General features: G+C 41.4%; 16 protein-coding genes. 6 read left to right on the top strand and 10 right to left on the bottom strand.

Going from position 1 to position 19,527, the window contains the following annotated elements:
- Window positions 1-2 precede the first annotated feature (2 nt).
- The 4 genes from DBR32_RS04185 (at window position 3) to DBR32_RS04170 (ending at window position 7,119) form a co-directional block, all read left to right on the top strand.
- Window positions 3-1,805: an ABC transporter ATP-binding protein gene (locus DBR32_RS04185; RefSeq protein WP_124635046.1), complete on the top strand. Its 1,803-nt coding sequence runs from the start codon at window positions 3-5 to the stop codon at window positions 1,803-1,805.
- A 203-nt stretch (window positions 1,806-2,008) separates the two neighbouring features.
- Window positions 2,009-5,149 (top strand): SusC/RagA family TonB-linked outer membrane protein, encoded by a 3,141-nt coding sequence (locus tag DBR32_RS04180; protein ID WP_124635045.1) that lies wholly within the window; start codon window positions 2,009-2,011, stop codon window positions 5,147-5,149.
- A 4-nt stretch (window positions 5,150-5,153) separates the two neighbouring features.
- Complete coding sequence (locus tag DBR32_RS04175) at window positions 5,154-6,587, top strand: SusD/RagB family nutrient-binding outer membrane lipoprotein (RefSeq protein WP_124635044.1); 1,434 nt, start codon at window positions 5,154-5,156, stop codon at window positions 6,585-6,587.
- Window positions 6,588-6,600: 13 nt separating this feature from the next.
- Window positions 6,601-7,119, top strand: a complete 519-nt coding sequence (locus DBR32_RS04170) for a hypothetical protein (RefSeq protein WP_124635043.1) — start codon at window positions 6,601-6,603, stop codon at window positions 7,117-7,119.
- Window positions 7,120-7,207: 88 nt separating this feature from the next.
- Here the strand turns inward: DBR32_RS04170 and DBR32_RS04165 are convergent, their stop codons facing one another.
- The 3 genes from DBR32_RS04165 to proS form a co-directional block, all read right to left on the bottom strand.
- A complete protein-coding gene (locus DBR32_RS04165) occupies window positions 7,208-7,912 on the bottom strand; it encodes an SDR family oxidoreductase (protein ID WP_124635042.1) in 705 nt (234 codons plus the stop codon).
- Window positions 7,913-7,930: 18 nt separating this feature from the next.
- Entirely contained in the window at window positions 7,931-8,218 is a 288-nt protein-coding gene (locus tag DBR32_RS04160; RefSeq protein WP_124635041.1) for a GNAT family N-acetyltransferase, read from the bottom strand.
- Between the two features lie 105 nt (window positions 8,219-8,323).
- Window positions 8,324-9,802 carry a proline--tRNA ligase gene (gene proS / locus DBR32_RS04155; RefSeq protein WP_124635040.1) on the bottom strand — a complete coding sequence of 493 codons (1,479 nt, stop codon included), beginning with the start codon at window positions 9,800-9,802 and terminating at the stop codon, window positions 8,324-8,326.
- 149 nt (window positions 9,803-9,951) lie between these two features.
- On the opposite strand from proS, the gene DBR32_RS04150 reads away from it, so the two are divergent.
- Together DBR32_RS04150 and icd are read left to right on the top strand one after the other, a co-directional pair.
- Window positions 9,952-10,941, top strand: a complete 990-nt coding sequence (locus tag DBR32_RS04150; protein ID WP_124635039.1) for a hypothetical protein — start codon at window positions 9,952-9,954, stop codon at window positions 10,939-10,941.
- 158 nt (window positions 10,942-11,099) lie between these two features.
- Complete coding sequence (gene icd, locus DBR32_RS04145; protein ID WP_124635038.1) at window positions 11,100-12,410, top strand: NADP-dependent isocitrate dehydrogenase; 1,311 nt, start codon at window positions 11,100-11,102, stop codon at window positions 12,408-12,410.
- 329 nt (window positions 12,411-12,739) lie between these two features.
- On the opposite strand, the gene DBR32_RS04140 is transcribed toward icd, so the two are convergent.
- The 7 genes from DBR32_RS04140 to ruvC form a co-directional block, all read right to left on the bottom strand.
- Window positions 12,740-13,777, bottom strand: coding sequence for a sialidase family protein (locus DBR32_RS04140; RefSeq protein WP_124635037.1), 1,038 nt, complete (start codon window positions 13,775-13,777; stop codon window positions 12,740-12,742).
- Window positions 13,778-13,896: 119 nt separating this feature from the next.
- On the bottom strand, window positions 13,897-14,817 hold the full coding sequence (locus DBR32_RS04135) for a ParB/RepB/Spo0J family partition protein (protein ID WP_124635036.1): 921 nt from the start codon (window positions 14,815-14,817) through the stop codon (window positions 13,897-13,899).
- A 2-nt stretch (window positions 14,818-14,819) separates the two neighbouring features.
- On the bottom strand, window positions 14,820-15,623 hold the full coding sequence (locus DBR32_RS04130; protein WP_124635035.1) for a ParA family protein: 804 nt from the start codon (window positions 15,621-15,623) through the stop codon (window positions 14,820-14,822).
- A gap of 53 nt (window positions 15,624-15,676) precedes the next feature.
- Window positions 15,677-16,354: a metal-dependent hydrolase gene (locus tag DBR32_RS04125; RefSeq protein ID WP_124635034.1), complete on the bottom strand. Its 678-nt coding sequence runs from the start codon at window positions 16,352-16,354 to the stop codon at window positions 15,677-15,679.
- A gap of 101 nt (window positions 16,355-16,455) precedes the next feature.
- Window positions 16,456-17,673: a glycosyltransferase family 4 protein gene (locus DBR32_RS04120; protein ID WP_124635033.1), complete on the bottom strand. Its 1,218-nt coding sequence runs from the start codon at window positions 17,671-17,673 to the stop codon at window positions 16,456-16,458.
- The gene (locus DBR32_RS04115) at window positions 17,670-18,950 is read right to left on the bottom strand and encodes a sensor histidine kinase KdpD (protein WP_124635032.1); all 1,281 of its coding nucleotides are present in this window, start codon (window positions 18,948-18,950) and stop codon (window positions 17,670-17,672) included. Before DBR32_RS04115 ends, DBR32_RS04120 begins: the two co-directional genes overlap by 4 nt.
- Window positions 18,947-19,519: a crossover junction endodeoxyribonuclease RuvC gene (ruvC, locus tag DBR32_RS04110; protein ID WP_233559655.1), complete on the bottom strand. Its 573-nt coding sequence runs from the start codon at window positions 19,517-19,519 to the stop codon at window positions 18,947-18,949. The genes DBR32_RS04115 and ruvC overlap by 4 nt, the downstream gene beginning before the upstream one ends.
- Window positions 19,520-19,527: the final 8 nt, after the last annotated feature.

Below are 19,527 nucleotides of genomic sequence, written 5' to 3'. Positions count from 1 at the left end.
ACGTGAAGAATATTCCTAAATTATGGCGGTACATCCGTAACGATAAAGGCAAGCTGCTAGTCTATTTTATCTGCAGCTTATTATCTACGGTTTTCGCCCTGTTTTCGTTTACAATGATTGCACCGGTATTGCAAACCATATTTACCGGAAAGCAAACATTACCGGACACCAAAGGCAACATCATTACTACAATAACCTCATTCTTCAATGATGTTATTACAACAGATGGTAAAATGACCGCCTTGACCTATTCGGTGGTATTGGTCGTGTTAGCGACAGTGCTGAAAAATGCTTTCCTATACTTGTCTCTGAGAATACTGAATCCGGTTAAGAATAATGTATTGCGCCGCCTGAGAGAAGACATGTTTAATAAATCGCTTTCCTTACCGATCGGGTATTTTACAGAAGAAAAGAAAGGTGATCTGATTTCTAAAATGACCAATGATATAGGAGAAGTGGAAACGTCTATCATTGGGGTAATCGAAACGATTTTAAGAGAACCGATTACCATCATAGCCGTATTGGTCTATATGTTTACCATGAGTGTTCCGCTCACATTGTTCATGTTCCTGTTTCTTCCGGTTGCCGGGCTCATTATCGGGCGTGTAGGAAAATCATTAAAAAAACCTTCTAATCAGGCGCAAGAGCAATTGGGCGATATGTTAGGAACAATCGACGAGACCCTGGTGGGTATGCGCGTGGTAAAAGCATTTAATGCAGAGACACACCAACGGTCTAAATTCGTACGGTTAAACAATGATTTATTCCGGATCAAAAATAAGATTGCCCTGAGAAGAGATGCGGGCTCGCCCATGTCCGAGACCCTTGGTATTATCGTTGTTTGTATTATTCTTTGGTTTGGGGGCAGGCTTATTTTTAGTGGAGAAGGCAGCCTGACGGGGCCATTCTTTATTGTATATATCGGCCTGTTTTATCAAATCATTAATCCCCTTAAAAATTTATCCAGCGTATTTTACAATATGCAAAAAGGCGCTGCTGCTTTGGATAGGGTAGAATCCTTCTTGTCTACAGAAAATAATATTCTGGAACGTAAAAATCCGGTTCCGGTTAATGGATTCGAAGAGGCCATTGTTTTTGAAAACGTCAGTTTCAGTTATGGGAATAAAGAGATCCTGAAAAACATTAACCTGACCATTCAAAAAGGGAAAACCGTGGCGTTGGTCGGTTCTTCTGGAGCAGGAAAGTCGACTTTGGTAGATCTTATTCCAAGATTTCATGATGTGCAATCAGGAAAGATCACTATTGACGGAGTCGATGTCAGAGACTGTAAGATATTTGATTTGCGGAAGCAAATCGGGGTTGTCTCTCAAGAACCAATTTTATTTAATGATACCATATACAACAATATCACACTAGGTACCGGCGGTGCGCAGCAGGCTGATGTCACGGCAGCAGCCAGGATCGCCAATGCGCAGAAGTTTATAGAACAGAAAACAAATACCTATCAGTCCAATGTAGGAGAACGGGGATCCAAATTAAGCGGGGGAGAGCGCCAACGCGTGACCATTGCAAGAGCGATCTTAAAAAATCCGCCTATTCTGATTTTGGACGAAGCCACCTCAGCCTTAGATACCGAATCAGAAAAAGTAGTGCAGGATGCCATTAACGAATTGATGAAAAACCGGACCAGCATTGTCATCGCACACCGGCTATCCACCATTTATAATGCCGATGAGATCATCGTCATGGAAAAGGGAGAGATTGTCGAGCGGGGTACCCATCAGGAGTTAATTGCCCGATCGGGCACCTACCATAAGCTGGTTTCCATGCAACAATTTAAATAGCCTCTGCAAGGCTATTTTTTTTGCTTTTTTTCGCCAGATTTTACACCTAAAATAATTCCCTATTTGGTTATATATTATTTAAACGAACATTTGTTAAGCATTATAATTCAGATTATAATGATGCAACTGTAATATTTCGGTAATTTTTTTTCTTTATGTGTTAAAATTTTATTAAGTTTGGTATAGACAATAAAAGAATTAATATGAAAAAACTATTACTACCCATCGCGTTAATAGCAATGACCAGTGTGTCTGCTTTTGCGCAAAGTCGCGTGGTTAAGGGGCGCGTATTAGATGAGTCGGGGGAAGCAGTATTAGGGGCTAGTGTAATTATCAAAGGCACACAATCCGGTACCGTTACAGACGATGAAGGAAATTTTACCATTACCGTTCCGGAAGGCAGTAACACCCTGGTGGTTTCTTCCTTAGGTTTAGGTTCGCAGGAAGTAGCGGCAGGTAATGGTACACAAGCAGTAACCGTTTCGTTTAAAAATCAGGGTGGCAAAGAATTACAAGGTGTAATAGTTACCGCCTTAGGTATTAAAAGAAGTGAGAAATCATTAGGATACGCAACACAACAAGTAAGTAAAGAACAATTAGAAAACGCCAGAGCCAATAATGTGGTCGACGCCCTTGCCGGTAAAGTAGCCGGGGTACGGGTAAACGGCCAGTCCGGTGGTGTAGGAGGATCTTCTAAGATTATCATCAGGGGAGCTTCTTCTTTTTCGGGCAGTAGCCAACCTTTATTCGTCATAGATGGGGTGCCTATTAGCAACTCCGGTCAAGGTGGCACCGGAAATGCAGAAGGTGTTGGGGTCGATTACGGTAACAGAGCAAGTGATATTAATCCGGATGATATTGAAACCATGACGGTGTTAAAAGGGCCTGCTGCAACTGCACAATACGGTTCTTTGGCTAAGGATGGTGCCATCATCATCACGACAAAAAGAGGTTCTAAAAACGCAGGCTTGTCGATCAGTGTCAACTCCTCTTATCGTGTAGAGAAAGTGCTGATCAAACCGGAATTGCAAACAGACTATGCACAGGGTAACTATGGTGTATATAATTTAAGGTTTGCCAATGGTTGGGGGCCTAAAATTTCGGATATGGCCAATACGCCGGTTACCGATTATTTAGGCAGAACGGTCACCTTACAGGCACATCCTGATAATATCGATAATTTCTTCCAGACCGGAAGCACAGCAATCAATGATATTGCGGTGTCCGGTGGTAATGATAAAAGTGATTACAGAATCGGTTTTGGTGCTTTGAATAGTAAGGGTATTGTTTTAAACCAAGAATTAAACCGGTATAACCTTAGTGCCAATGTTGGACATAAGTTTAACGATAAATTCTCTTCTCGTTTTACCCTGATGTATACCAACTCTAATTCTAACGGCCGTCCGGTACAAAGTTCCAACAATCCGAATGTACTGGGATCGTCCATATATAGCATTCCGATAACGGTTGATGTAAATGATCTGAAACAAAACTATCAGAATGAATTTGGGGTACAGAATAACCTGACTACAGATAAGACGGGTAATAACCCATTCTGGATCTTAAATAAAAATAAAAACGGGAATAAGTTGAACCGCTTTATGGGTAGTGCCAATCTGGAATATAAGGCTACCGATTGGTTGACCATTGCGAATACCTTTGGTTTTGATGCTTATGAAGAAAATCGTTTAGGCTACGTAAGAGCAGGTACTGCAGGAGATATAAAAGGAAGTTACCTGACTTCTGATATCTTTAATAAGCGCTTTAATAATGACTTTATTGTGACTGCGCAAAAGCAGATCAACAAAGATTGGAATTTGAGAGCAATGGCAGGTGTCAACTTACTGGATCGTAGAATTGATCAAAGTTTTGTGACCGGCTCTAACTTTCTTTTAGATGAAGGAGAAGGCGTATTCAGACCGGGGAATGTAGAAACAGCAATTGCAGATAGAGCATATTCTGGATCGCGATTAATTGGTTTATACGGAGAATTGAGTGCTTCTTACAAAGATTACTTATACTTATCAGTTACCGGTAGAAATGACTGGTCTTCTGCCTTAGTATATACAGGGAACTACTCTTATTTCTACCCATCAGTTTCGGGTTCCTTTGTGTTTAGTGAGTTGATGAATTCTAATAAAGTATTGTCTTATGGTAAATTAAGAGCCAGTTGGGCAAAAGTAGGTTCCGATACTGATCCATATTCAACTTTGTTGACTTATAGTCCTTTAACGACCTTCTTTACGCAATTCTCATTACCGGCTAGTTTTCCTTTCTTAGGTAGAGGAGCCTTCGCATTACCACGTATTTTGCCAAACGAGACCTTGAAGCCGCAATTAGCGACTTCCCGTGAAATTGGTGCGGATTTGAGATTCTTTGGTAATCTTATCGGTTTAGATGTTACCTATTATAATACAGAAACAAAGAACCAGATTATGGATATCACCGTACCGGCATCAACGGGATATTTTGTAAAACAAATTAATGCCGGATCCATTACCAATAAGGGTTTAGAAGCCATGTTGCGTGTGAGTCCTTTTAGTAATAATAGAAATGGATTCCAATGGGATTTCGTAGCGAACTTCTCTCATAACAAACAAGTGGTAAATGAGTTAGATGGTATCCTGCAGGAATACGCGGTACAGTCCGGTTGGAGTGGCTTACAAGTAAAAGCGCCGGTTGGTGGTAGCTTCGCTATCTATGGTTCTAAATGGAAACGTTCTCCGGATGGAGCAATTGTAATCAATAAAAATACCGGCTTAAGAGAAGTGGTGCAAAACCAGTTTATCGGTAAAGTAAATCCTGACTTTATGCTGGGTATCAGCAATAAATTTTCTTATAAAGGGGTGTCTTTAGGCTTCCTGGTGGATATCAGACAAGGTGGCGTGTTTTATTCTGGAACAGTAGCGGCACTAAGAAGCTCTGGTATGGCTAAGGAAACAATGGCCAACAGAGATGCTACGTTTACAGATAAAGGGGTGAATGATAATGGAGATGGTACTTATTCTCCTAATACCACACCGGTACAAAGTATGCAGGATTTCTGGGGCACCTATTCAAGCACGTCTAATACAGAAGGTAATGTGTTTGATGCTTCTTTCGTCAAATTAAGAGAGGTGACGCTTTCCTATGCTTTCCCGGAAAGTTTCAGACCCTTTAAAAAAGCGGTGAAAGGCCTGGAAATAGGGTTTGAAGGAAGAAATTTATGGTTGATCAAATCTTTTGTACCCCATGTAGATCCGGAAATGAGTTATTTCGGTTCAGGCAGTGCAGGAGATGGCGTGGAGTTTAACAGCTTCCCGGCTACAGCAACCTATGGTATTAACTTAAAAGTAAAATTCTAAATTTATGAAGAAGATAATAATAATAGCATTAGGGGTTATTTCACTAGGATCATGTAAGAAATCATTTGAAAAAATAAACATTAATCCAAATGAGCCGAGTTCCGCAACACCGGAACTTTTATTCAGCGGAGCAGCGGTTAACTTAGCCAATACCAGAGTTGGTGGAGATCAGTATGTTTCCTTGGTTTTAGCGGTACAGACCCTTGCCTCCGGAGGAAATTCCGGTTGGGGTGCCGGAGATGTTTACGATGTGAGCCCTTATTCTACCGGTAATATCTGGAGAACAAACTATGTAAGCTCCGGGGCAAATTTAAAGCAAGCGATCAAGTTTGCTGAAGAGTCCAGCCCGGTAAAATACGGTACAATAGGACAATGTCAGGTACTCCTGGCAGAAACCATGTACGAAACAACCATGATGTTTGGTGATATCCCTTATTCCGAAGCATGGAGAAAGGACATTACCTATCCACATTTTGATGGCCAGGAAGCTGTAATGAATGGCTTATTGACGCTTTTAGATGAAGCAATTGGTAATCTGAAGAATACGAATGCATCACAAACAACCATCAAATATGAAGACTTCTTCTATGCAGGAGACGCGGCTAAATGGCTCGCATTAGCCAACTCATTGAAATTTAAAATTTTAATGACGATGGTAGATAAAGATCCTTCTAAAGCAACTGCTCTGGCTACGCTTATGACGGAAGATGCCATGATGAAATCCGCAACAGGTAATATGACCTTCAAGTTTGGAACGGCTACAGGAAATCAAAACCTGAAATTCGCAATATTGAATAAATATGCGGGTGGTACCAATGCGTTTTTCTTTGCCAATAAAACGGTAATAGACCCGATGTTGGCGCAAAACGATCCGAGAATTCCTAAGTATTTCGAAAAAGGCACCGCGGCGACTAATTTTGTTGGTGTGGCTACAGAAGCAACGGGAGACTTTGAGCAGGATGCTATCGTGAGCATGCAGTTATTTGCTGCAGATGCTCCGGAATACCTGATGACCTACCAGGAATTATTATTCTTACAGGCAGAAGCGGCTGCGCGTAACCTGATTCCGGGTGGATTAGCTACTGCAGAAGCGAAATATCAGGAAGCATTAAAAGAAGCTTGTTTATTGTACAAGGTATCTGCTACCGATGCGGCAACATTTGCGAGTTCTAAAACCCTGAGTGCGGCTACTGCAGTTAAGGAAATTCATTTGCAACAATGGATCGATTTAATGGATCGCCCTCTGGAAGCATTTAATAACTGGAGAAGATCCGGTACCAAAGGAAATGAAACGCCTACGTTGACCATACCACCGGGTGCACCGGCAGGAAATCTTATTTACAGGTTATTATGGCCTACTGATAATGAGATTTTGCCTAACGTTAATGCTCCTAAAGGCGTATTCCATTATTACGATCAATTATGGTTTGACCTATAAACTCTGAATTATTATGAAAAATATAAATAAAATTGCATTGCTTGGGTTCGGATCTGTATTATTATTTGCCTCTTGTAAAAAGTATGACGGAGATAGTTATGATTTCTCCAATACGGCAAAAAAATACATTAAACTGCAAGCAGGCCAGACTATTGAAATCAATAGTGAAATGGTCGATTCTACAGAAATAGTCGGTACAGATACAACCGAATACTATTACTATGTCCCAACTCCAGCCGTTCTGAAAACAGAAACCAGAGAAGGGATGCCTAAAGCGGTTAATTATGTAGTAGAATATAAAACGGATAACAAGACTGCAGATTTAAATGGCGTCTTAAATGCCTTTACCGTTTTAAGTAATTTATCGGTATCTACAGATGATAGCGAGTTTGGTACTAATGAAACGATAACAGGTACCCTGACCCTGAAGAGCGCGACAGGTATGGATTTACGCCTTGGCTATCCACAGGCTGGGAACGGACTGAAAGTGAATTTTGTAGCCAATAAACCATATATATTACACGAGAAATAAATGCTCAATTTGTAATATGCAATAAATGCAAAAAGCCTGTATCAAATACGATACAGGCTTTTTGTTGTCATCATAAATATTTTTTGTTTTATAAGACTTCCATCGGATTCAGTACAACTCTTTCTACACAAGCTTGTATACTCAGCTGTGCTGTCTGCCAGATGATATCTGCGACATCTGAGGCCTTCATTAATTTAGTCTCGTCTATACCACTACCTTCCCAACTATGGCTCATGGTAGGGCCGGGACAAATAGCCGTGACCTTTATGCCATGTGGCCTACAAGTAGTACGAATATTGTCCGAAAATCCCAGTAATGCATATTTACTGACACTGTAACTCGTGCCACCGCCATAGGAATGCAAACTCGCGACAGAACAAATATTAATAATATGACCCGATTGCTGTGCTTTCAATCGAGGGAATAAGGCCTTCGTCAGATAATATGCACTCATCAGATTTACATCCATCATCGCTTTCAGCTGATGGTCCTCCTCCTCCAGCATATTGCCCGGCAAAAAAATGCCGGCATTGTTGACCAATACATCAATGGTGGTTAACTGCGTCAGGATATAAGTGGCAAAGTCTTTGACCTCTTGTTCTTTCGAAAAATCGGCCGCAAAAATATAAATGTTTTGTTGCGGGTATTGTTGTGTCCATGCTTGTTGTAAGGTTTCCAGATCCGTTTGACTCCGGGCGCAAATCACAACATCATAGTGTGCAGATAAAAATTTTTCAGCGATGGCTTTACCAATGCCTTTGGTGGCGCCGGTCACCACGATTGTTTTGTTCATGATATTTGGCTTAAACACTTACATTTTTGCGATTAAATAATGCAGTGATTCATCTTTTTCTAATTTGGCTTTTACAAAGGGACAAAGAGGATTGATCTTTAATTCCTTATTTTTTACAAAATCAATTAGGGCGTTAAAAAGAGTAGCGCCCACACCTTTTCCCTCAAAGCCACTTTGGGTTTCAGTGTGTAGGGCACTTAATACTTCGCTGGTTAAAATTTCGTATTCCAGTACCCCAGCCAAAACTTCTCCATCATAAAGCTTAAAAGCTCCTTTGTCATTTCTTTGAATGTGTTTTACTTCCATAAATAAGTTTTGCTTTTGTACAAATCTATAATAAATATGCTAAAAACAAAAGCCTGTATGATCATTACATACAGGCCTTTTGTGAAAATTAAATAAAAGATATTTTTAGTACGCTCTGGCAAACAATACTCTCTGTGTACTTGGATTGCCGGTGAGGATACATTTTCCTTCTTCCTGAGGATTGTCCAAAGGAATACAACGAATCGTCGCTTTGGATAATTCTTTGATTTTTTCCTCGGTTTCCGGTGTGCCATCCCAGTGTGCCGAAATGAAACCCGATTGTTCTTCCAGGGTTTTCATAAAGTCTTCCCAGGTATCGGCCTGACGGATATTACTTTCACGGAAAGCATGTGCCCGGTCAAACATATTTTGTTGGATATCGGCCAACAGATCAATCACTTTTTTCGATAGACCGTCTAATGAATAGTTCTCTTTAGTTTTATTATCTCTGCGCGCGACTTCAACCTGGTTGTTTTCCAGATCCCGTGCACCCATGGTAATTCTTACCGGAACACCTTTCTTCTCATATTCGGCAAACTTCCAACCCGGACGGGCATTGTCGCTGTCATCATATTTTATGCGAATCCCTTTTGCTTTCAGTTCCTGCATTAAAGTATCCACTTTAGCATCAATCATTGCTTTTTGCTCTTCTCCCTTATAGATCGGTACAATCACCACTTGCAAAGGAGCAATGCGTGGGGGTAAAATCAGCCCTTCATCATCACTATGTGCCATCACCAAAGCGCCAATCAGACGGGTAGAAACGCCCCAGCTGGTAGCCCAAACATAATCCAGGGTATTGTTCTTATCGCTGAATTTTACATCAAATGCTTTGGCAAAATTCTGACCTAAGAAATGCGAGGTTCCAGCCTGTAAAGCTTTCCCGTCTTGCATCATCGCTTCAATACAATAAGTGTCTTCTGCACCGGCAAAACGTTCGTTGGCCGATTTGACGCCTTTAATTACGGGTAAGGCCATATAGTTTTCTACAAAATCGGCATATACATGTAACATTTTTACCGCTTCTTCAACCGCTTCATCCTTAGTAGCATGTGCCGTATGCCCTTCCTGCCATAAAAATTCGGCGGTACGTAAAAACAGGCGTGTACGCATTTCCCAGCGAACCACATTGGCCCATTGGTTGATCAAAAGCGGCAAATCACGATAAGACTGGATCCAGCCCTTGTAGGTATTCCAGATAATGGCTTCTGAAGTAGGCCGTACGACCAGTTCTTCTTCCAGTTTCGCCTCAGGGTCTACAATCAACTTCCCTTTATTATCCGGATCTGTTTTCAAACGATAGTGGGTGACCACAGCACATTCTTTCGCAAAACCTTCCGCATTTTTTTCTTCTGCTTCAAATAGACTTTTGGGTACAAACAACGGGAAGTAAGCATTTACGTGTCCGGTATCTTTAAACATCTTGTCCAAAACATCCCTCATATTCTCCCATAAAGCATAGCCATAGGGCTTAATCACCATGCAACCCCTAACCGCAGAATAATCAGCTAATTCACCTTTTATAATCAGATCATTATACCACTGCGAATAATCTTCTGCCCGAGCCGTAATTTCTTTACTCATTGTTTAAACCTTTTTAATTAGTTAAAGTCTATATAATATATTAAAATAATTAACGCAAAAGTAGTATTTTTGAGTGGCATCTAAGTAAGGTTTGATGCATATTTTTGAATAGGGCTTTTGTTTATCAAACAAAATAAATTTTAATGGCCATGAAAAAGTTTTTAGTTACGGGATTAGCTGTAATATTCAGTGGTGGGGCCTTAATGGCTCAATACAATGACGATGCTTATTCGTCAAATAATAACAGAAATAATAATACAGCACCGCAGGGAAATTACCAGCAAAACGGTAATGAAGCGCAATACAGCGATTACGAAAATAGCGACGGGTACATCGATTATGATGATGATTCTTATACCTCCCGTTTTCGCCGGTTTAACAATGTATATACCGGTTACAACTATTGGAGCCCAATGTATAGTCCATATTGGTCAAATCCTTATTATTTAGATCCTTTTTGCTATAGCCCTTATCGTCCCGGGTTCAGCCTTAGTTTTGGTTTCGGCCCTTATTGGTCTTCTTCCTGGGGTATGAGCAATTGGTGGGGATATAATAATTTTGGATATTGGAATAATCCATATGCTTACGGCGGTGGATGGGGCGGTTACCCATACTATGGTGGTGGCGGTTATGGATTTGGCTACGGTGGCGGATATTGGAATAATTATTACAATGGAGACCGTTTCGGCAACCGTTATGGCGGTGGTCGTACCGTAAATTATGGTCCTAGAACAGGATTCGGCAATAGCCGCTCTTCTGGATTAGGTGTTCGGCCTAACCCTGGAGGTGCAAATCCAGGCAATTATGTTAGAAGAGACGGCGTTCCGGGCACAGGCCAGGGAATGGGTCCCGGTCGAAACGTAAATAATGGAATCCGCGTGATGGATAATGGTTCTCGCCAAAGAGTCAGAGATAATGTGCCTAATAGATATGTGCAGCAAGACCGTAACAACAATACTAGAGAAACAATGCCTTCAAGAAATGCGGAAAGGGTAAACAATTCGCGTTCTTATGATGTGCAGCCAAGCCGTTCCGTACAGCAACCAAGCCGTAGTTTTGATGGCGGTGGTAGCAGAGGCGGTGGCGGATTCAATAGTGGTGGCGGCAGTCGCGGTGGCGGCGGTGGATACAGACGCTAAGTAACATCTAAACATAATATTAAAAAGATCGGAGGCTCAATATCTTGAGGCTCCGATCTTTTTTTAAATAAAGTGTAAAAAAAGACAGAAGTCCTTAAAAATTAGCGATGATTCAGTAAATTCGCGTATCTTTTTAATCAATCAAATTATTTTCAATTATGGCAGAAAAAATTTCAATGGGTTCCAATGGAAAATTGCAAGTACCCGACAATCCTATTATTCCCTTTATTGAAGGGGACGGTATTGGACCGGAAATATGGAAAGTTGCACAAGAGGTATTTGATGCTGCCGTAGAAAAAGCCTATGATGGAACAAGAAAGATTGAATGGAAAGAAATGCTGGCTGGTGAAAAAGCATTCAAACAAACGGGCGAATGGCTTCCAAAAGAAACCTTAGAGACTGCTAAAGAATATATTGTATCGATTAAAGGCCCTTTGACTACTCCGATTGGTGGCGGTATTCGCTCCTTAAACGTGGCTATGCGTCAGGATCTTGACCTGTATGTATGTCTGCGCCCCGTACAGTGGTTTAAAGGTGTACCTTCTCCTGTAGTACATCCGGAATACGTAGACATGACTATCTTCCGTGAAAATACAGAAGATATTTATGCCGGTATTGAGTGGAAAGCAGGTACTCCTGAAGCGCAGAAATTTGAAAAATTCCTGATTGAGGAAATGGGCGTTACTAATGTACGTTTTCCGGGTTCCTCTTCATACGGTGTGAAACCGGTATCCGAAGAAGGATCGAAACGTTTGGTGCGTGCTGCGATTGTATACGCTTTGGAAAATAATTTACCTTCTGTTTCCTTAGTACATAAGGGTAACATTATGAAATTTACCGAGGGTGGATTTAAAACTTGGGGTTATGAAGTAGCGCGTCAGGAATTTGGTGATAAAACATTTACCTGGGATGAATGGGATCAATTGAAAAAAGACCATGGTGAAGAGGCGGCTAATGAAGCACAACGCAAAGCTTTATCTGAAGGTAAACTATTGATTAAAGATGTGATTGCCGATAACTTCTTACAACAAATCTTACTGGCACCACGTGATTACTCGGTTGTGGCTACCTTAAACCTGAACGGAGATTATATTTCAGATGCTTTAGCTGCTGCAGTAGGTGGTATTGGTATTGCGCCGGGTGCAAATATTAACTACAAGACCGGTTATGCCGTATTTGAAGCGACACATGGTACGGCTCCGAAATTTGCCGGAACCAACTCAATGAACCCTTCCTCTGTAATCCTGAGCGGTTGTATGATGTTGGATTATATGGGTTGGAAAGAAGCTGCAGAAATGATTACTTCTGCCTTACAGGCTACCATCATGCGGAAGCAGGTAACCATCGACTTCTATAACCTGATGAGTGGTGCTACTTTGCTGAAAACAGATGAGTTTGGCGCCGAAATTATTAATAATATGGGTATTGTTACCGGCGACGGACAATTGAAAAAATCAAGCAGTCTGTAAATTATACCGCAAAATATTGATTGAATAGCGTATGGCCATAAAAGAGCCATACGCTATTTGGATTTAATAAGGTTCTGTGCTGGTATGGGACAGTCAAGCGCACAAGCTATAGATATGGCATCGAAACAACTTATTTACTTAGATGTGTTGGCCGAAAAAAAGAATCATAAATCGCGGTTTGTCAGGAGCTCGGCAAGGCAATATAGTTGTCGCTGTGAAGAAAACAGAAACAAGTTTTCTATATAAGCCTTATCGGTCACGATTAAGCTAAATAAAAAGGTGGAATCAAATATGATTCCACCTTTTTTATAAGTTCCTTTATACTTAGTCTAGTAAATAGCCGTATAAACTGTATTGAATTCATTAAAGCTTACTTTATCCCAAGAGAATCCGCTATCATCGCTGCGATAAATTCCTTTACTGGTGGCAATATATAGGAAATTGATCTTATTGCCATTCTTATAGATATTGTATTTTGAAGTAATGCCATATATTTTGGTGCCAATATCTAAACCGGTATTTGCTTTTACAAATGCATTATTGGTTGTTGCAAAATAAACATCATTTTCCGTCGCTACTGCAAGTGTGCCTGAAGCACCGGAAGCAGAACCTACAAATTTCTCCAATCCTAAAACCGGTAACGCACCATTGCCAAATTTACCCCAGTTAACACCTTCATTTAAACTATACCAGGCACCGCCTAGACCTTTATAATCTACAATAAACAGGTCCGTCGTATTCGCTGTTAAGAAATAAGCCGAGGCAGAAGGGAAAACACCTTCCACAACTACTGCATTCCAGGCCGCATCTACAGCATCTCTTCTGTATAGTACATTATAATCATCATTAAAGGCAAACACAGCATTGCTGCCTAATTGTGCAAAACTGGTGATCTTTACATTAGGAGAGGTATTTGCCTGCCATTTAGTATCTTCTTTCCATGTCTTACCGCCATCTTCAGAATACGCAACACCGTTACCTACAGTGGATGCCATGTACGTACGGTTATGTGCCGGACAGTCCAACACCCAGTAGCGCCAAGGCTTTGTATTAAAGGTTGTAAAAGAAGAAGGATTGAAGTTTTTACCATTGTTATCACTGTAAAAAATCTTTGATTTTTGCATGATAACATTAGTCCCGGCAGCCGATACCATAGATACCGCATAGCCGTCAGGAGGAAAAATACTATTAAAAGTGCGGCCATCGTTCGTTTTCACCAACCAACCCTCATCAGAAGCACCTAAAACCGTGTGCGGCGTCAGGATAGCCGTATTATTATCTTTACCAATATCACTCACCTTTTTGCAGCTCTGTAACGCAGCTATTGCAAACAAACCCAACACAATTTTGGATTTTAAAAACCTCATTGGCATATTATAAAATTTTGCTCAAGATTGTAAAAAAAAATGTTAATAGCAAGCAAGATAATGAAAAAAATATATACTTACTACAATTTTACTGACTAATTAAAAGGAATACAGGATTATTAAATACCCATTAATTCCATGATCTTCTCCAGTTCCTCATCACTATAGAACGCGATTGTAATACTTCCCTTACCGGTTTTCTTACGGTCTAAAGATACCTGAGCCGAAAAATGACTAGCCATATTATCTTCAATGCGCTTATAAGCAGGTGGCAATTTTGCTACTTCCTTTTGTGGATTGCTTTGCTTACGTTCTTGCTGCATGGCCTTAACCATCGCCTCTACTTGTCTTACCGAAAGCCCTTTGATCATCGTCTCGCGATACACATATAATTGCTCATCTACCTTGTCTAAGGCAATGATCGAACGGGCATGGCCCATACTTAAAGAACCATCGCGCACTGCTTTCTGAATATCGGGAGGAAGTTTCAGTAAACGCAGATAATTGGCTACCGTACTGCGCTCCTTTTTCATGCGCTCTGCCACTTGTTCCTGGGTCAGGGTACACTCATCCATCAGGCGCTTATAGCTCAAGGCGATCTCTATCGCATTCAGGTTTTCCCTTTGCAGGTTTTCCAGCAAAGCCATTTCCAGTAATTCCTGGTCATTCGCTTCCCTGATATAAGCCGGAATATCCTTTAAGCCCGCTATTTTAGAGGCTCTCCATCTACGCTCTCCGGAGATCAGCTGATAATCGCCGCCGGCCAGTTTTACCACTGTTACCGGTTGAATAATATCGTGTAGCTTGATGCTTTCCGCAAGTTCCTGTAAAGCCGTTTCGTCAAAATCGTATCTTGGTTGCTTAGGATTTACCTTAATTTGGTCTACGGGTATTCTTCCGATATTGACAGTGGGCTTCTTCGTATTGTTATTGTCTGCCAATCCTGGCTCGTTTGACTTTAGTTCTTCGTCAATATTATTAAGCAATGCCCTGATGCCTTTGCCTAATGCCTGTTTTTTATTGTTGTTGCTTGGGGGCATACCTATGCGTTTATATTACTTTCTGAATTTTTGATCTTGGTTAAGTTGTTTTTTTGCAAAATTTCCTTAGCCAGATTCAAATAATTGATGGCACCTGTACTTTCTGTATCATACATCAATGCCGGCTTGCCAAAACTAGGTGCTTCACCCAGCTTGGTATTGCGATGAATAATGGTTTTGAATACCAGTTCTTCAAAGTGGTTTTTAATTTCCTCAACCACCTGATTGCTTAAGCGCAAGCGGCCATCATACATCGTCATCAGAATACCTTCGATCTGTAAACCAGTATTGAGCCTTGCTTGTACGATTTTTATCGTATTCAACAATTTTCCTAAGCCTTCCAGGGCAAAGAATTCACATTGCACCGGTATAATCACAGCATCAGCAGCGCTCAGCGCATTGACCGTGATTAAACCCAGGGAAGGAGAACAGTCGATGATGATGAAATCAAATTCCTCATCCAGTGCTGCAATAGCCTGTTTTAAGATATGTTCCCGGTTAGGGTGGTTAATTAATTCAATCTCGGCACCCACCAGATCAAGATGAGAAGGTAACACAAACAAATTTGGTGTTTCCGTTTCCAGTATTATCTGCTTTATGGGCATATCATTCACCAGGCAGTCATACAGGCTCACCTGGATATTCTTTAAGTCAAATCCGTTTCCAGAAGTGCTATTCGCCTGCGGATCGGCATCTATGAGCAGTGTTTTGTATTCCAAAACAGCAAGACTGGCCGCAAGGTTAATCGCAGTCGTGGTTTTTCCTACTCCGCCTTTTTGGTTGGCAATAGCTAATACTTTAGTCATACGTTGTAAAATTTCTTTTATATACTCAATTCGGTTTCTGCACCATCATTTTACTATAATTCAATCGTTTCCCCGATTTTGGGCAATAGCAATTGCTTGCCTGCCTGTTCAAAATCTCGAAGAGCCTTTTCTTTATCAATAACGATATATCCAAAGGTGTCATAATGAACGCCAACAATCTTATTGCACTGTATCATATCACTCGCAATAAGCGCATCATCTGTATCCATGGTAAAATTGCCGCCGATAGGCATAATGGCAACATCCAATGGTCCATAATAAGGGATCATGTTAAACTCGGCGGTAAGGCTGGTATCTCCCGTATAATAGAAGTTTCCTTCATCTGTTTTGATCACAAACCCACCCGGATTACCCCCGTAGCTTCCATCCGGTAAACCACTGCTATGCGCCGCGGGTACAAAGTGAACTTTACCGAAGGCAAATTGCTTACGGCCAAAGTTCATCGGATGTACTTTTTCATAACCTTGTTTGGTTACCCAATCTATAATTTCAAAATTGGACACTACCGTGGCTTGTGTTTGTTTTGCCAGCGCAATTAAATCGGCTACATGATCGCCATGTCCATGAGAAACAAAGATGTAATCTGCTTTGATTGCCTCGATATCCACATCCTTCGCCAATGCATTGGGCGTAATAAAGGGGTCAAATAGTATCGTTGTATCGCCAAAGGCTACCGTAAAACAAGCATGTCCGAAAAAAGTGAGCGTCATGATAATCCTGAATTTTTGAATGTCTGTAACCTACAAAAATAACATCTTAATGTCAATTTTAGATGAATTGTTTTTGAACCACTCATTATTCCTTAACAGGGCTATAATTCCTTCAATGATTTGAGTAAGCGAGAGGTTACAACATATTGATTATAATTATTTTGTATCAGTTTGTGTGCCTGAAGGCCCATGTCTTCTACCTTTTTTCGGTCTTGCAACAGGCTGATGCAGGCCTGAGCAAATGCTTCGGGTGTATCGGCCACTAAAACGTCTTGATTATTTTGGGCTTCTTCGATGCCCTGCAAGCCGATAGAAGTGGTAATGACAGCCTTGCCCTTCGCCATAGATTGTAGTATCTTGACCCTGATGCCACCGCCGGAATGCAGGGGTACGACCAAAATGCTTTTGTCCTGTTCAAAGACCGCGGCATCCGGAACTTCTCCGGCCACAATCACCCCGGGCCATTTGCCCGTATGAAAACGGTCGGGCATATTTCTTCCCGCCAAATAGAATTTCTGCTCCGGTCTTGCCGCTAATACCCGGGGCCAGACATGCTCGAGAAACCAAAGTAAACCTTCCACATTGGGTTGCCAGTCCATGGCGCCTATATGATAGAGGTTTAACTCTTCCCTTGGAAGCGACTGCAAGTCCCTTGGAAGCGACTGCAAGGTAATTTGTTGCGGCGGCAGGGAAAAAGGAATGCTTATGATGGGTATCGTACAGCCTAAGGCTTTGTAATGGGCTACATCTACAGGAGAGATAGCCGCAATAAGGTCGTAATCGTTAAGATGGGCTATTTCAAAACGTTTGAGGGCACGTGCTAATTGTCGCAGGTACCATTTTTTGATAGGATTAGCGGCTCTGACAGCCATGCGCTCCCATATTTGAAACTCCACATTATGTTGCCGGTAGGCAATTTTAGCCTTACTGTATTGCCGGATGATGGGTAGATAACTGCACACAAAAAGACCCTCCAGCAGCACCACATCAAAAGTGTTTTCGGTTAGCAAGGTTTTTAGCCTTGCGGCAAATGCGGCATTGTTAAAGCGGGCAATGTTATAGGAAGTGCCTTGCAGGAGGCTTTTAAGCGCACCTAAAGGTTTTATATGATTGTCGACAGCTACTGTTGCCACCTGCTCCAATTGCGTAAATAAGGCCGGAAAATTGGATTGATCTACCCAATGCCGGGAAGTGTTCATCGATAGCAGCGTTATTGCTGCGCCTTGTGCCCGTAGGCCTTCCAGCATATTATTAACGGCAAGGTTGCCTCCGTCATTGAGAGGGTAGGGCACCCGGTTGGTTAAGACGAGTATCCTCATTGCGGCAGTTCCGGTTTGGGTAAACTGATGGTAAAGGAAGCCCCTTTTCCTGATTCACTTTCACAAATAATTTTCCCTTCATGCAGGTCAATAATGGCTTTTACATAATTTAACCCGATACCGAATCCTTTCACATTATGCACATTACCCGTAGAGACCCTGTAGAAACGCTCAAATATATGTTTCATACTATTGCGCTCAATACCGATACCGTTATCTGATATCGTCAGGCTGATTGATTTGGCCTGCTCTTTTAAAACGACCGTAATCTGCGGATTGACTTCTTCCGGAGTATATTTGATCGCATTATCAATAAGGTTACTTAAGGCAATGCTTAAATGCTCCACATCTACATTTAGTATTAATTCTTTATTACCCAGATCGATCGTGATCATGCCATTACGATTTTCCAGTTTGGTCTGGTAGGTCGCAATTACATCTGTGATGACCGGCCTGATATCGACCAGCCGCTTATTGAGTTCTAATTCTCTTTTTTGCCCTAAAGACATTTGTAGTACCCGTTCTACCTGCATTTCCAGGCGTTTTGCTTCCGATTCTATAATCGTAGCATAGTTGAGGAGCCTGGAGGGGTTTTCGATAATGGTCGGTTTTTTCAGGACAGAAGAGGCTAGTTGTATACTCGCCAAGGGGGTCTTGAACTCATGAGTCATATTTTTTACAAAGTCCTTCTGCATCTGGCTCAGTCGCTTCTGATTTAAGATCACATAGACGATATAAGCCATAAATAATAATACCCCTACCAGAAATACCGAGGAGATCATCCAGAATGTCAGCTGTGAGGCCAGGTAGTCTTTGCGCGTGGGGAAATAAACGACAAAATAGTAGTTCTCGATATTTGTTTTCGGAATATCCACGAAACCCGTAGGGTGTGCTGTACGGTTGCTCAGATTGATGAACTTTTTGTACTCCATGTCATTGTTCATACAATCATGCAGACCGTATACAAAATCGGTATACAGGTCATTGGCGGTAAATGATTCCTTTAAGAAATGCTCCAGAATCTCCTGTTCTACATGTTCGTTGATCTTTACAAAATAATAATCAGAAGAGACCCTTGTTACCACATTGTACATGGCCGCCTGAGATTGCTTGTACTCCCATACTTTAAGTGCAACATCCCGTAGTGCGATGTTTACATTCAGGTCAAATTTTTTGTTCTCAAATACATAAGCCCTGCGTACCCAGTATACCTGAGTGATTACGATGCCTACGGTACATAGAGAGGCTAGGATAAATATTAATCTTAGATTTTTCATTTTTTCACTTTTTTTATCCTTTCGGGATTACTGGCCACGAAGTCGGCCCAGCCTTTTACTGCTTTTTTCTGTGTACTGATCCGCGTGGTTGTTTCTATACCTTTTGATTGATAATAATGACACAGTGCCACGGCCACTGCATCTGTTGCATCCAAGTATTCCGGATTGTCCTCAAATTTCAGGATATGCTGCAACATTTTCCATACCTGCTCCTTAGTGGCATTACCGTTGCCCGTTACGGATTGTTTAATTTTCTTTGGGGCATACTCTATCGTACGGCTGCCATGCGCCATGGCAGCCGCAATCGCGACCCCTTGTGCCCGACCCAGTTTGAGCATACTTTGTACATTCTTGCCATAGAAAGGAGCTTCCAATGCAACCGCTACCGGTTCGTGGCGTTGTACTAATGCGCTCACCCTTTCGAAAATAAAATTTAATCGTTCCCCATGGTCTTTATGCTTGGCTAAATGCAAGACACCCATTTCCAAAAGAGAAATTGTATTTTTGTCAATTGATATAACACCATAACCCATCACGAGCGTCCCGGGATCTATTCCTATAATTATCAAGCTTGTGG

This window comes from Taibaiella sp. KBW10 (genome assembly GCF_003852495.1).
Lineage (GTDB): Bacteria > Bacteroidota > Bacteroidia > Chitinophagales > Chitinophagaceae > Edaphocola.
Note: the sequence above shows the minus strand (reverse complement) of the source record. Positions and strands in the feature narration are given on the sequence as shown.